This window comes from Propylenella binzhouense (assembly GCF_009866965.1).
Taxonomy (GTDB): Bacteria; Pseudomonadota; Alphaproteobacteria; order Rhizobiales; family Afifellaceae; genus Propylenella; species Propylenella binzhouense.
On the sequence record NZ_SPKJ01000023.1, the window covers coordinates 20,337 to 35,436 of the forward strand.

The following is a 15,100-nucleotide window of genomic DNA, read 5'->3' on the forward strand; positions in this document are numbered from 1 at the left end:
AGACACATGGCCCGAACAATCCAAGACACGATCGATCATCTTCACGCTTCGCTGAAGGACTACATCGAAGCAACCTATCATATCGGGAACCCGGCTCTGATCTGGCAACGGCGTAAACTCCTCGAGCGTGCGGGCGTTACTCACCAAATACCCTATCTCGAGTCGACCCCTAAGTATCAGGCCGGGAAACGGTTTGCCGAAATGAGCGGGCTACCGCCCGCAGCGCTCGCGATTTACACCACGCTGGCCAAGCCCGGAGACGAAGGTCCGAGGCTCCTGTTCGATCCGCCCTACCGGCACCAGGGCGACGCGATTACGCACGCGCTGATCGAGTCCAAGAACCTCGTCATCATGACTGGTACCGGCTCGGGCAAGACCGAGTCCTTCCTCATGCCGATCCTGGGCAAGTTCGCGCGCGAAGCCGCGGAGCGACCCGGCGGCTTCAAGCACAATGCCGTGCGCGCGCTCCTGCTCTATCCTATGAACGCGCTGGTCAATGACCAATTGGGGCGCCTCCGCGCGATCTTCGGGGACCCGCGACTGGTCGAGATGTTTCGCGGTTGGGCCCAGCGACCGCCGACTTTCGCCCGATATACGAGTCGTACGCCCTACGCCGGCGTGCGGTCCGGAAAGCGGGACGGCAAGAAGCTGGCCTCGTTCGAGGAGTTCTTCGTCGAGATCGAGCGGCAGGCGTCCGGGCCGTCGTCCGAGGAGCAGGCCCGCGCGGTGGAACTCCGCGCGCAGTTGAAGGCTCGTGGGAAATGGCCCGCCAAGCCCGATCTCAAACGTTGGTTCGGCGACAAGGGCGCGCGTTGGGTGAACCCGAAGACCGGCGAGTTCCTGCGCGCGGTCACGCTCGAAAACGATTCGGAGTTGATCACCCGACACGAGACTCAGGTTGCGGCCCCCGACCTCCTAGTCACCAACTACTCGATGCTCGAGTACATGATGATGCGCCCGATCGAGCGGCCGATCTTCGACCAGACTCGCGCGTGGCTGGCGAGCAATCCGGGCGAGAAGTTCACCGTCGTGCTCGACGAAGCGCACCTTTACCGCGGCGCCGCGGGAGCCGAGGTCGGATTGCTGTTGCGTCGCTTGCGTGATCGGCTGGACATTCCGGTCGAGCGCTTCCAGGTCATTTGCGCGACCGCCAGCTTCAGCAGCCGAGACTACGCCAGCGACTTCGGCGCTCAGTTGTCGGGTGTGCCCGCGGAGAGCTTTGTTCCCGTCACCGGCAAACTCGATCTGCGCTCGCACGCCGCTTCCGGGTCGGTGCACGAGGCCGAACTGCTCGCATCGCTCGATCTTGTGCGCTTCTACGCAGCCGATCCCGCTGATCGCGCGGCCGCCGTCGCACCCCTCCTCGCGCATCGATCCGTCGAGCCCACCGGCGATGTTGAGAAGGACCTCCACGCTGCGCTCGTCGACTTCCCACCGCTCGGCCTGCTCGTGAACATGACCATGAAACAAGCGCGGCCCGTCGCGAGCCTCGGCGGCGCGCTCTTTCCTGACAGCCCGGCGCTCGCCGATCAGGCGGTGACAGCCCTGCTGGCGCTCGGCAGCGTCGCCCGCGAGTCGCCCGAGGCGGCCGGCCTGCTTCCGTGCCGGATCCACAATTTCTACCGCGGCCTGCCGGGACTGTGGGTGTGCATGGACGCCGATTGCACCGAACTGACGGACGAGGAGCGGTCGGGGATCTGCGGCCGCATGTACAGCCAGCCGCGGGAGACGTGCGGGTGCGGTGCGCGCGTCCTGCAGTTTTACACCTGCCGCAACTGCGGTGCCGCGCATGCACGGGCGCATTCCGATGACGTCGACACGCCGAACGCGCTCTGGTCGGAGCCCGGCCGCCGGCTCAGGATGCAGGGTGGCGAAACAGCGCCGTTGCTTGACCTCGACCTGCTCCTCGAAGCGCCGCGCCTAACCGACCTAGCCGAACTCGCCGACTACGACCTCGAGACAGGCCGCCTAAATCCGCCTAAGCTGGGTGCTCGCGCGCGGTCGGTCTACATCCGCAAGGACCGCATCACGCCGGCCGCCGACGATGACGGCGAGGTCGACACCCGGGCGGAGGTTCGCGGCCAGTTCACCCCATGTGCGGTCTGCGGCGAGAGCGCCGCCTACGGCCGCACCTCGATCCAGGATCACCAGACCAAGGGTGACCAGCCGTTCCAGGCGCTCGTAGCGCGGCAGATACAGGTCCAACCGCCCGCCCCGCAACCGGCAACCGGTTTCGCGCCACTTCGCGGTCGCAAGGTCCTGGTGTTTTCCGATTCCCGGCAGGTCGCCGCGCGGCTGGCGCCCAATTTGCAGATGTACTCCGTGCGAGACGCGCTGCGCTCGCTTATCGTCTGGGGCTTCGACCGGCTGCGGCAGCATCCGATGATCCCGGCGATGCTGAGCCTCGACGACCTCTACCTCTCGGTCCTGCTCGGCTCCAAGGGGCTCGGCGTCCGCCTTCGGCCCGAACTCAAGCCGGGAGAGAGCTTCGCTGCCGAGGCGAGCGTCGACACGGCGGTCAGGGACGGCGCGCTCGACGACCCCATGAAGCTCCAGATGCTCTGGATGGAGGTGCGCAACGAGACCCCGCCGGAGGCGCTGCTCGACGACATCGTCAAGACCGTGCGCGACCGCCATCTCGGCTTAGAGGCGCTCGCGCTCGCCTCGCTGCGAGAGGCAGCGAACAAGGCCAAGGACGTGCACGCGTTGCCCGCGATCGCGGGCGTTGCTGAGACCAATGAGGACAAGATCGCGCTCGCGCGCGCATGGCTGCGCTGCTGGCGTTCCGAAGGATTCTGGCTGAACGCCATGCCGAGCACCTGGTACAAGCGGCCAAAGGGCCGGGGGACCAGCGTCAAAGCGCGCAAGGGCTCTTTCCAGGCGATGCGAACGGTGCTCCCCGACAAGGCCGCTTACAAGATCTTCGACAAGAGCTGGCACCCGACGCTGATGACCATATTCGCCGCCGATATGGAAAGCGGGTACAAGCGGCTCGCCGGGAAGAATCTCTCGCTTGAGCTGGACGGAGATTGGGTGCGCTGCTCCGCCTGCCGCTCGGTGCACCGGCCAGTTCCCAAGCTCCCGCATTGCCTGGATTGCGGAAGCGCGGACGTGGCCGCGCTCGACCCCGAAAACGATCCCGTCTTTGCCGCCCGCAAGGGCTACTACCGGTCTCCGGTCGTCGCCGCGCTGACCGATCCCAGCGGCAAGCCGATGGCACTCATCGCGGCCGAACACACGGCGCAACTGAACGCCCCGCAAAGCGAGGACGTGTTCTCCAAGGCGGAAGAGAACGAGTTGCTGTTCCAGGACGTGGAGATGAACTGGGGCGCGGCAGCGAAGCGTGCAACCGCCATCGACGTGCTGTCGAGCACGACGACGATGGAGGTCGGCATCGACATCGGGGCGCTCTCTGGCGTGGCCCTTCGCAACATGCCCCCTGGGCGCGCCAACTACCAGCAGCGCGCCGGCCGCGCCGGCCGCCGCGGCAACGCCGTCGCGACGGTCGTGGCCTTCGGGAGCGCCGATAGTCACGACGAGCATTACTTCAGCGAACCAGACGCGATGATTGCGGGGCCGGTCGTCGACCCCAAGCTCACGCTCGACAACCCCGACATCGTCCAGCGGCACATCCGGGCCTTCCTGCTCCAGAGCTACCACCAGGATCGGATTCCCGCGTTCGATCCGACGGCGGATCCTAACCTGTTCTCGGTTCTCGGCACGATCGAGGACTTTCGGACCACGACCGCCCGACTCAACCGAAGTGACTTCGCCGATTGGCTGGCTTCGAATGCTCCGGCGCTTCGGGCGCGCGTGGCGAGTTGGATCCCGCACCAATTGACTCAGGGGGATCGCGCCAAACTGCTCGACGAGATGGCGTCCGACTGCTTGGCGGCGATCGATGAGGCGATGCGATCGCAGGCGCTGGGCGGAGACAAGTTCACCGAAGAGACGGAGGACACCAACGACAACTCCGTCGAGGAGAGCGCTGAGGCACCTCCCGAAGCGGGCGAGGAAGCGCCGCCTCAGAAGGCGCTCACCGGGAAGCTCTTGGACCGGCTGCTCTATAAGGGAGTGCTCCCGCGCTACGCGTTCCCAACCGATGTGGCGCCCTTTAACGTGTTCGATGTCGACCGTTCGACCCCCCACCGCCCGATCATGAAGTTCGCCCCGTCGCAGTCGCTACCCGTTGCGCTTTCGCAGTACGCGCCCGGCAAGACGGTCTGGATCTCGGGCAAGTGCTACACGTCGGGGGCGATCTATTCGCCGATGGCGGAGGATCGCTACGATGCCTGGCAGAGTCGTCGCCTCTATCGCGAGTGCTCGGAATGTAGCTTCGCCGAGACGGTACCGCTCGACGCCGGGCTTGAGCCTGGGGTTGCCAAGGACTGCTACGCGTGCGGCGCGGAAGGGACGTTCGGGCCGACCCGCTACTGGCTGCGCCCGCCGGGGTTCGCGCATCCCGTCTACGAAGAGGAATTAACCTCTCCCGACGACATGCCGGAGACGGCGTACGCGACGCGCGCCAAGCTGACGATGCCGACGCCCGCCGACGACGCGAAGTGGATCGCGGTCAACGAGCGCATCCGCGCCATGCCCGACCGCAAGCATCTGCTCGTCTCGAACACGGGGCCCAAGCACGACGGCTACAACTACTGCACCAAATGTGGGCGGATCGAAGCGACGGCCGAAAGTTCCGCGGCGATGAGCGGCCCCCACCGTAAGCCCTATCCCAACGACAAGGAGCCGGACTGCCCAGGGTCCGGCACCACGCGCCACCTGGTTCTCGGCACGGACTTCATCACTGACATTGCGCTCTTCTCGCTGCGGGTGGCGGCCCCGCTCAAGCTGAAGCCAGGCTTTTACCCGACCGATGTGGCGCTTCGTACCGTCAGCGAAGCGCTCGCGAAAGCGGCCTGCGAAATGTTAGAAATCGAAGCCGGCGAGCTAATGGCGGAGTACCGACCGGCACTCACGCCGGGTGGTCGCAACGGCCTCGAGGCGGAGATTTTCCTCTACGATACGCTCCCGGGGGGCGCCGGCTTCGCGGGCCAACTGGCGGGGCAAGGCGAGGAGTTGTTCCAACGAGCTCTAGCGCTCATGAAGACCTGCCCGGAGAGTTGCGATGCATCCTGCTATCGCTGTCTGCGCAGCTTCAAGAACAAGTTCGAGCACGGCTTCCTCGACCGCCATGTCGGTGCTGAACTGCTCGACTACCTGCTTCACGGTGAAATACAGCCGTTCGACCCGGGACGCATCAAGGCGTCGACGGAGCTACTGAAACAGGATTTGGAGCGTCAAGCAGACAGCACGAAGTTCACGCTGGAAGAGGAGATCAGCGTACCAGGTGTAGGCCAAGTGATCGTTCCCATCCTAGCCACCCGACCAGACGGTCGCCGCTACGCCATTGCATTGTCGGGCGCGCTCACCACCGATCATCCCGCTGACCCCCTGATCGCGCAGATGCGCGAGGAATGGGATGGAGTCACTGTGATCTCAGTCAATGAATTGCTGGTGCGCGGTAACCTGCCTGCCGCCACTCGCGCGGTGCAGAGCCAGATCGCGAACTAATACCCCGCTGCGGCTGCGTGAGTGAGATACGCGTGATCCAGATCCTAGGTGTTCAGGAAGGCCAGGAACATGAGGCGGCGATCCATCTTCGTCGCCTCATGCTCAATCGGTGGCCGGACCTCGCCCAGAGCAAGGTAGACATTGTAAAGATATTCGTCGGGCTGAAATTGTATGGCTACAGGGTCGAGGATCTCGACCTCGTCGTCATTGGCAACTTCGCCAGTCCACGTCCGTTTGATGTTGAGTTCCAATTCCACCCCCGAGACGGAGAGCCGTTCGTTCCGAAGAGCGCCAGCGTGAAGAACTTCGCTCTGGTGGTCGAGGTTAAATCCCATGACGCCACCGGTGTCCGATTCGAAAACCGGGTCGCGTCGGTCCGGTACGTTCGGAACGGTCGTTCGACATGGGAATGCGTGACGGAAAAGAACCGAACGCAGATGTTCGAGTTCAAGAAGTATCTGTCCCGCCAGGGCGTCGAGCGGGTTCACGTCCAGGACCTCGTTCTCTTCACGGGCCTTCGGGAGAGCGATTTACCCAAGCGGCCCCACAACTGCGTCGCCGGTGACGCAAGCTTCGAACGTGTCCTGAACGTCCTCGGGCAAATCTCGCGACCCGTGCGCAAAGGAAGCGCGGTCGACCTGATTTTTGGTTCTGATGATGTCTTCCGGGAGCTTTTGTCGCCGAACTTCCCGTTGTTCGAGGAGTTGGAGCCAACGCCGCTCGATCGTCGACGCATGGACATGATCGCCAAGCGCTCGCTCCCAGACGCTTGGCTGGACGATCTTGGTGAACGCCAAGTCATCCTCAAAGGCCGCGGCGGGGTCGGAAAGACCGTTATCATCCTTCAGATGGCCTATCGCGCATACGAGTTGCGCCAATTGCGGTCGCTCGTCTTAACCTTCAACAAGGCCCTTGTCGCTGATCTGCGTCGAACCATGGCGCTTCTCGGCGTACCGCGCGGCGTCGGGGGTGGCGGCATCGGTGTTGAAACGGTTCACAGCTTCTTCGGCCGGCTGATGCTGGGGCTTGGCGTCATCAACTCGTATGATGGCTTTCTAGAAGGCTACGACGGCCATAAGGCGACGTTACTGAACTATCTCGAGAGTGGTGCCATCAGCCCTGGCGACCTTGACGCCCTTCGCCAACGGCAACCGTCCGACTTCGACTGGGATCTGGTTCTTGTCGACGAAGGGCAGGATTGGCCACGGGATGAAGTTGCGATCCTGCGCGCGGTTTTTGGTCCCGATCGGCTGACCGTCTCCGACGGTGTCGACCAGTTCGTGCGCGAGTCGGTTGCCGACTGGTCGACCGGAGTCGGTAAGTCCTCGCTCAGGGCGCGTCGCCTTACCCGGTGCATGCGAATGAAAGCCAATCTCGCGGCTTTCGTCGGCGACATGGCGGTTCATCTCGGCCTTGAGGGCTGGGACCTTGAGCCCAATTCTGAGGCGTCGGGCGGCCGGGTGATCATCGTCGAGGGCGACCTGGCATCCGACCCGGCGATGATCAAGCGACTTTGCGCCGAAGCGCGTGATCTCGGTAACTATCCCGTCGACATGCTCGCGTGCGTGCCGCCTTCGATGGTCGATCCCTCAGGGCCTGATCAGCTATGCCGGCCTGCATCGCAGTTCGTCAAAGCGGGTGGTGAGGTCTGGGACGGCACCTCGCGAGACATTCGCGAGCATTTTCCCACGCACCGCGATCAACTGCGGTTCGTCCAATACGACTCCTGCCGCGGTTTGGAGGGATGGACCACGATCAACTACGAACTTGACGGCCTGTGGGAGTACAAGCGGCGCCAGTGGCTGGTAGAGCGTCACACAGTCGATGACCTATACCAAACGGCTGACGAAATGGCGCGAGCCCATGCATCTCGCTGGGTGATGATTCCGCTCACGCGATCAATCGATACTCTGGTGATAAACGTGGGACTACAGCAGAGCTCCTTTAAGGAGGCGCTGCTTAAGACGTCGGCTATGCGCGGTGACTTCGTCCAATGGCTCAGGGTTCCCGCTCAGGCGGAACCGGCCCCGCAAACGTTCGGGAGCCCGCCCTGAGCGAGAGGCGCAGCGGGTGCGGACGTCGCTGAAGTTGTCCAACCTGCCCGTCGGGCAGACCCTGGAGAACTTCGACTTCGCCTTCCAGCCGGCCATCGGGCGCTCGCGCATCGACACGCTGGCCACCTGCGCCTGGGCCGGGCGGCGGAGACGGTCCTGATGCAGGGGCCGCCCGGCGTGGGCAAGACACACCTTTGCGTTGTGCTCGGGATCCGGGCGGTGGAGCAGGGCTTCTCGGTGCAGTACTTCCGCTTCGACGAGCTGATGGTGGCGCTTAAGGCCGACGCCGGGCAGGCGCCGACCCGGCTCAAGCGGCGCAAGTACATGTCGACGGCGCTGCTGCTGGTGGACGAGTTGGGCTTCGAGCCGATGACGCGGCAGGAGGTCAGCCTGTTCTTCCGGCTGGTGGCATACCGGTACGGCCGCGGCGCGATCCTGATCACCACCAACAAGGGGATCCGGAACTGGACCGAGCTCCTGGCGGGCGACGAGGCGCTGGCGACCGCCATCCTGGACCGGCTGCTCCATCGGGCCGACGTCCTGAACATCAAGGGCCGCAGCTACCGGCTTCGAGACCTCGAGGAGGCCATGAAGCACGCCTGAGGAAGCCGCCCGAGCAGGACGGTTCGTAGACCTGGGTGTCGCCTTAGTTCGCAAAGCTGGGTGTCGCTTGACAGCTGGACCTATTGCGGTGCCGCGGCGCCGAACCTGCCACCTGGATCGTGGAGTTGTCCGGGAAGGAGCGAAGCGCGTGGTGGCTGCCGCGGACGCCGCAGTGCAAGCCCCCGCGGCGTCCGCGGCTGTATGACCGTGGGACCTTACCGAGAGAGAGACCATTCAATGCGATACAGCCGACGGGGACACGCCTCAGGCGAAATGGAGGTGTCGGCCGGGATGCGACAGGCGCGTTGATTCTGTTATCATACTCCGATGAAGAAACGATCCCCGAATCGCGCAATGCAGGACGCGCCAAGCCCAACGCCTGCTGCCAAAAGCCGGCCAACCGACGACTTCCGCAACCTAGTTAGGGAGCAGCCCGCTGGGCTTGATGAGCTACCTTCCGTGCATGTCACCGATGGACTTGGGTTCCGCTCGATTATGCAGGAGAGTGCTCTCTCAGCAGAACCCTGTTCGGTGTTCAACGATGAGCCACTCCTTTATCTGTTTTACGGGCGGCCATCGTATCGCGTGAACAGCCAGATACTCGCCTCAGCGATCCGCGCCTATGCACCAGTGTGCTTCGTGCTCAAGCCTGGGGTCGTCCAATCACCTAAGAGGGTCTTTCCGTTCGACAGCGGTGCCTTCCACAATGAACTCTTCCGCGCGTCCATGCACCGAAAGATGCAGCGCGACGACTTCGCGCTGGAGCCTGATCCCGCCTCGGCGCAACGCCTGATCAAACTCTTCTTCGGCGACAACCAGAGCTACTATGACAATAAGCCGATCACCTCGCTCGACCTCCCGCCACTGGCGTTCGAAGCGTCGAGCTATCACGCGTTGATCACCGACCGTCAGGAGAATGTCTACGACGAGCGCATCTCATCGATCGAAATCCAGATCGCCGAAGACCTACCCCTGAAGGGTGCCGTCGAGGCAGTGGTCCTGCCGGACGCCTTTCTGGTCAGGGAGGTCGTCGACTCGGTCAGCGCCATCGGTGCTGACGCGATACCCTATGCCTTCATCGACCGGCTCCGGCCCGAACTGTACGCCGCGACCATTTACCCTATCGTGAAGGACTATTATCGGCGCCGAGGCTACCTCTGACCAGCTGCCTGGAGACCTATCGCCTCTACGGGACTATCGATCCGGTCGGCGTGCCGCCCGGCTTCGTGGTACCGCTGTTTGTCAACACGGCACCTGACAATCGCCTTTATGTCCAGCAGATCACGCAGGATGACCGCATCAGGAGCTTCGAGGCGATCGACATCGGGGATGCTCGAGTTACGCCATATGATGGCGGATCCATTCGCGCGCCCGGCGACCTCGCACTGTGGAGTTTCCAGTTCGAAGACGAGAGTTGCGTGGTCGACATTCGCCCGGCCTTGCGCGCGACCCTTGCGAAGGGCGAGAGCCGCTTCTCCCCGCTTCTGCGACTTCAAATCGCCACGTTGTTCGAAGCGAGTGATCTGGCGGCGCACGTGGGAGCTGCTCATCGCTTCCTAGGCCAGATCGCGCCCCGATCGGCCGATCTCTGGCGCGATCTGGTCATCCTTCTGCCTCGTGTCCGCAAGACCGCCTCGGGCAGCTTGAAACACTTAGATTCTCGGCTTCACGCCGCAATCAACGCAATTGACCTCGAAACGCATGGCGATACGCTCAGGGTCACCGTTCCAGCCAATCTGGTCGAGAACGCGGGCGGAGAAAGCGCGTTCGCCCGGTCACTTTCGGCGCTTAAGCCCATCTTCGCGGCGCTGGGAATTGTCCATCTCGACATTCAGCAGCGCAGCTTCGAGGCGCCGTCAGGCCCGTTGTTCCGACCAAGCGGACTGGCGATCGTGCATTGCTTGCGCGAGAGCGAGGCGGCACCGGCCAGGAAACTTCGTGGCGTCCGACACCTGGTTCAGCCGGACATCGTCGATTCCCAAGGCGTCCTCAACCGAGCGAAGCTACCCGACCCTCGCGAGATCGTCTTCCTCTTGGTGGAAGATGAACCGGAGCAACTTCGCGCCGCCGCTTTGATTGCGCAGGCGACGGCCGGCCTCAGTTCGATGACTGCTGCGCTGATCGTTCCCCGAATTTTTGGAAAGGGGCGGCAGCAACTCCATACGCCGATCCGGAAGACCGTCCAGGTGTCTGCATTGGGGAGTCACTGTCGATGGGTTGCCTTCTGCGGCGACGTGATCGACTATGACGACGATGGATATGAGCCGCTTGGCACCAATCCGCATTTCGATCGCCAGATCAGCGACGTCGCTCGATGGACGCCGCACGCCCTGCGCGCATGTCTTCGTGCGGGGCAAACAGGCGTCTCAGCACTGCATGCGCTAAGTAACGCCACCTCCGAGTCCAAGAGCGCGTCAATCGCAAGCGCCGCTTCACGCGGAAAAGATGCCGGCGCGGTGGCCGCCACTGCCGCACTTACCGCCAGCAGGCGCACCGAGCACCCTGCGGCGAGGGCAAAATTGATCGTCCTCGTAGCTTTCCACAATCGAGCGATCAGTGCGCAGACGCGCGACGAGATCGAGCATGCTGCGCGAGCGCACAATCCCGAAGCCAAGATCTTGGTGGTCGAGGAACATCGCGAAGACATGCTCAAGCGGGTCCGTGTCGTTGCTTTCAGCACCGGATCGCGGCGGGTCGCTCGCGACACCTACACCCCGCCGGCTCGATTCATGCCGCTCGTGAGAGCAGGATGGAAGGTCGGCCCATCACCGCCCCGATCTCCTTGGCAAGCTCATACCATTATCCATGGCGGCCATTCGTACCCATTACGCTTCGAGCCCCAACTCGTCGTTACAGAGGGCAACGTCGATGACATCATCCGCTCTACGCCAATGCATCATGGCGAAGTGGCGTTGCTCGTTCAGACTATCAGCGATGACCCAGCAGTCGATCGCCTGCTTACCTCTGGCATCTTTTGCGCGGAGATCAGCAGTCGCCAGTCCTTCGATCGGTTTGGACATCACCCGGGTTCGGCCATTCGGTCTGCACAGGCAGGGCTGAGCCGGCCGCTCATTTGTGAGAGATTAAGCCACCTCACCCGCCACTTTGTCCTGTCCGCGCTCGTGGATTTGATGATCCGCTGGCAAGTTGACGGCAAGACTTACACACATTGGGTAGCCAGCGGGAATGAGAGTGAACCGACGCTTGAGCAGTTCGAAATGTACAGAGTGACGCAAGACGGAACCTGCTTTTTCAAAGGTATCATTCGCCTGGACGCTGCCGAAACCGACGTTCCAAAGCTTCGCTACGCTTTTGGGATGGCTCTCGAGAGAACTGGGGTTCGTCTCACCCGATTGAAGGCCGTGGAAGGTGAATACGACGTGCGCGCGGAAGCCCGCCGCCGCTTTGATGATCGTTTCGATGCTTCGCATGGACGCGATCATCGGAAACGCGTCGCGCGAAGCGATACCGCCAGCGCCGGCGCAGACGCGCAACTGGAACTGCCCGGACTGTCTGACCCAGAGCGGTCGCCGGACAACTGAGCCTTCTCACCCCGTGAGGGAGCTTTGCGGCGCCCGCCGATCCTCCCTGCATCTGACGTTTCGGCACGCGTACGGGGGGGGCGGCACGGAGGGTGCCCTGCCGAGCCCCTTAGGCGAAGTCGGTTCAGCGGGTCTCCTGGCTGGTCCGGCTTCGGGGGCGTGATCTCTCGCGGGCGCGATCTCCTTGGCTGACGCCGGGGAACTCTCGCCCGGACCTCGGCGACGATCTTCATGCAGTCCGCCTGAACCGCTTGGAGGCGGCAAGGATCGGTGACGATCTTGACGGCCAGGTGTTCAATTCGGCCTCGATCTTACCGACGGCTTCGAATGCCTTCACCTGCTTGACCTGCTTCAGACCCATCTGAAGCGCCTGCCCATGATTGGCAGTCAATGTTCATGGCCATGAGAAACCTGCGCCTTTCCTGCCGGCCATGTAGCAAGCGCGATCCGGGAATCCAGGATCGGGGAGGGGAAAGCCTTCCCCTGACGGCGAGCCGCGGTCTCGCCGGACCCCTTCAGCGGGGCCGCGCCCCGCAACGCCCCGCGAGAGGAAGAGGCCGGCGGCTGTCGCCGTGACGGGTTTGAGGGCTGCGAGAGAGGCTCGCGGCCGGCCCGTCACGGAGATCAGCCATGGCGCGTTCAGCCGCTCGCGGCCGCCCCGGTCCTAACCGGGCGAGCCTCTACCAGGAAATCACCGACAAGATCATCGCCGAGCTGGAAGCGGGGCGGTTGCCCTGGGTCCAGCCCTGGGGGTCGAGCGCCGTGGCCGCGCCGCTCGCCATGCCGAAGAACGCCGCCACCGGACGGGCCTACTCGGGGATCAATGTTCTCATCCTCTGGGGCGCGGTCGTCGCCCGCGGCTTCTCCTGCCAGAGCTGGCTGACCTTCCGTCAGGCGCTCTCGCTCGGCGGCAACGTGCGCAAGGGCGAGCGCGGCACCATCGTCGTCTACGCGGACCGCTTCGTACCGGACGACGAGCGCCGCCGCGCCCGCGAGACCGGCGAGGAAGCCGAGGCGATCCCGTTCCTGAAGCGCTTCACCGTGTTCTCGACCGACCAGTGCGAGGGCCTGCCCGAGGACCTCGTCACCGCGCCGCCGCCCGTCCCCGAGGGCCTGATCCTGCCCGAGGTCGAGGCGCTCATCCGGGCGAGCGGGGCCGATCTCCGGCTCGGCGGCGACAAGGCGTTCTACTCGCCGGCGCTCGACTACATCCAGGTGCCGCGACCCGAAGCGTATTTCGAGCCAGTCAACTGGCACCGCACCGCGCTCCACGAGCTGGGCCACTGGACCGGGCACCCGACCCGGCTCGCCCGCGACCTATCCGGCGGCTTCGGCTCGGAGGGCTACGCCAAGGAGGAGTTGGTGGCCGAAATGACGGCCGCCTTCTGCTGCGCGTCGCTCGGCATCACACCGACGGTGCGGCACGCGGACTATATCGGCTCCTGGCTCGGCGTGCTGCGCGAGGACGACCGCGCCATCGTGCGCGCCGCCTCATCCGCATCGAAAGCCGCCGACTTCATCCTGGCGTTCCGGCCGGAGCAGGCCGGGGCCGCGGCGCTCGCCGCCGAAGACGAGCGGGAGGCAGCGTGATGCGCTTCCGCCGCTGGCCCCGTGTCGAGCCCTACAACGACACCTCGCGCAAGCGGGCGGCATTCCACCGCTCGCAGCGCCAGAAACGAGAGAAGCTGCCGCTCTTCGCCGAGCTGATTGCGGAGACGCAGCACGACGTCGACACCGAGATGGCGCGCCGGGCCGTCTGGTGGCCCGCGGAGCAGCAGGAGGGGCGGGACCGCCGCGCCGCCGAATGGCGGCGGGCCCGCGTGCGCCTGTTCGCGCACGGCGGCAATGTCCGCGCGCGGCTCACGGAGCTCTGGCGCACCTGTCCCTATCCGGCCGATCCCGTGTACCTCCACCGGCTTCTCACCGACTTCGATCGCGGCAGGCTCGACCTCGACGCGCCGCCCTGGACGCCGAAGGCGCTCCAGCCCCGCACCGCGCCGAACCCGGCGCGCTTCGACGAGGCGTTCCGGCAGATCGGCCGCTGGCAGGTCGGCGGCGGCCCGAAGACCACCCCTGCCGACGAGCTCCTGTTCTGCGGAAACCTGGGATCGGGGATCATCTTCCTCACCACGCGGGTGCGCCTGATCGAGCCGAACGAGAGCTTCTACACGCCCTCCAACATGCGGCTGCGCGACAGCCATGTCGGCCGCGCAGGGCATTGGGTGGACATTGTGGTGCGCGGCGATTGCTCGGACGCGGACCTCGCGCTCATCGAGCGCCTGGCGCGGGACGCCGACGAGCGGCCCATCCGCGTCCGCCGCGCCTGCGACCTGCCGGATCGTGAGGTGCTGCCATGAGCACGCGCCTCCTCATCCTCGCCTGCTCGGGCACGAAGCGAGCGGATCCTGGTTACATGCCGGCGCGCGAGCGCTACGACGGCCCGCTCTGGCGCACCCTGCGGTTCGTCGATCCGGACGGTCCCAAGGCCAAGGTCGCGTTCCTCTCGGCGCGCTATGGCTTCCGGGCCGCCGACACCCCGATTGAGGACTACGACGCTCGGCTCACGGCCGAGCTGGCCGAGCGCATGATCGCGGGTGGCATGACGACCCGCTGGCCACGGCCGCCGTCGCCGCGCAAGCCCGACACCTACGGCATGCACCCGGGAGCTGAGATCGCCTCGCTCAGCCGCTACGGCGCCGAGCCGTTCGACGAGGTCGCGCTCGTCGGCGGCTCGCTCTACCTGGCCGTGATGCGCGCCATGCTCGGCGGCTTCCGCGACATGCGGTGCGTAACACCGGACGCCGTGGTCACGGAGATCAACGGCCCAATCGGGATCATGCGCCGCCGCCTGCGCACCTGGCTTTTCGGCTGGACGCTCGGGCCGGGAGAGCGGCCATGAGCGCGGGCCGGACCCCTGGCCTTGGCCACAACGGCGGCCCGCCGCTCGATGAGCCGGGGAGCGAGGCTCGCCGCTGTTGCCGCGACTGCCGGCACTGGCATGCGCCGCCAGAGACCGAGCAGCGCGCCTACGAGTGGTTCCGGCTCGGGCTGTCGCGCCGGCGGGTGCGGCGGCCGACCGGCGCGTGCGACCGCGTCGTGCTGAGCGCCGGCCGCGCGCCGGCCTTCTCCGCCACCACGGCCGAGTTCGGCTGCATCAACTTCGAGCCGAAGCCGGAGCAGCCTCGGCCTCGAGGCGGCGGGTTCGTCACGATCTACGAGGGCGGCCGGATCGTCTGGCAGGGGCCGGAGGACGCCGTGCCCGCGCGGTTCAACAGCCAAGAGCTGGACCTGTTCGGGCCCGGCGATCCGTAGAGACGGCTTTCCGGCTCC

At 64.9% G+C, this 15,100-nt stretch carries 8 protein-coding genes and 1 pseudogene; all 9 read left to right on the forward strand.

The annotated features are described in order from the left end of the window. The first annotated feature begins 6 nt into the window (after positions 1 to 6). The 9 genes and pseudogenes from E4O86_RS09150 (at position 7) to E4O86_RS09195 (ending at position 15,082) form a co-directional block, all read left to right on the forward strand. Complete coding sequence (locus tag E4O86_RS09150) at positions 7 to 5,571, forward strand: DEAD/DEAH box helicase (protein ID WP_161140226.1); 5,565 nt, start codon at positions 7 to 9, stop codon at positions 5,569 to 5,571. A 32-nt stretch (positions 5,572 to 5,603) separates the two neighbouring features. Beyond that, a complete protein-coding gene (locus E4O86_RS23930; protein ID WP_161140227.1) occupies positions 5,604 to 7,625 on the forward strand; it encodes a DEAD/DEAH box helicase in 2,022 nt (673 codons plus the stop codon). Between the two features lie 16 nt (positions 7,626 to 7,641). Next, positions 7,642 to 8,228 (forward strand): annotated as a pseudogene (istB, locus tag E4O86_RS09165) (IS21-like element helper ATPase IstB). Between the two features lie 459 nt (positions 8,229 to 8,687). Next, a complete protein-coding gene (locus E4O86_RS09170) occupies positions 8,688 to 9,389 on the forward strand; it encodes a hypothetical protein (protein ID WP_161140230.1) in 702 nt (233 codons plus the stop codon). A gap of 50 nt (positions 9,390 to 9,439) precedes the next feature. Next, positions 9,440 to 11,770 carry a hypothetical protein gene (locus tag E4O86_RS09175; protein WP_161140231.1) on the forward strand — a complete coding sequence of 777 codons (2,331 nt, stop codon included), beginning with the start codon at positions 9,440 to 9,442 and terminating at the stop codon, positions 11,768 to 11,770. Between the two features lie 630 nt (positions 11,771 to 12,400). Further along, on the forward strand, positions 12,401 to 13,360 hold the full coding sequence (locus tag E4O86_RS09180; RefSeq protein WP_161140232.1) for an ArdC family protein: 960 nt from the start codon (positions 12,401 to 12,403) through the stop codon (positions 13,358 to 13,360). Continuing rightward, positions 13,360 to 14,127, forward strand: a complete 768-nt coding sequence (locus tag E4O86_RS09185; RefSeq protein ID WP_161140233.1) for a hypothetical protein — start codon at positions 13,360 to 13,362, stop codon at positions 14,125 to 14,127. The genes E4O86_RS09180 and E4O86_RS09185 overlap by 1 nt, the downstream gene beginning before the upstream one ends. Beyond that, on the forward strand, positions 14,124 to 14,669 hold the full coding sequence (locus E4O86_RS09190; protein ID WP_161140234.1) for a hypothetical protein: 546 nt from the start codon (positions 14,124 to 14,126) through the stop codon (positions 14,667 to 14,669). The genes E4O86_RS09185 and E4O86_RS09190 overlap by 4 nt, the downstream gene beginning before the upstream one ends. Then, positions 14,666 to 15,082, forward strand: a complete 417-nt coding sequence (locus tag E4O86_RS09195) for a hypothetical protein (RefSeq protein ID WP_161140235.1) — start codon at positions 14,666 to 14,668, stop codon at positions 15,080 to 15,082. The genes E4O86_RS09190 and E4O86_RS09195 overlap by 4 nt, the downstream gene beginning before the upstream one ends. Positions 15,083 to 15,100: the final 18 nt, after the last annotated feature.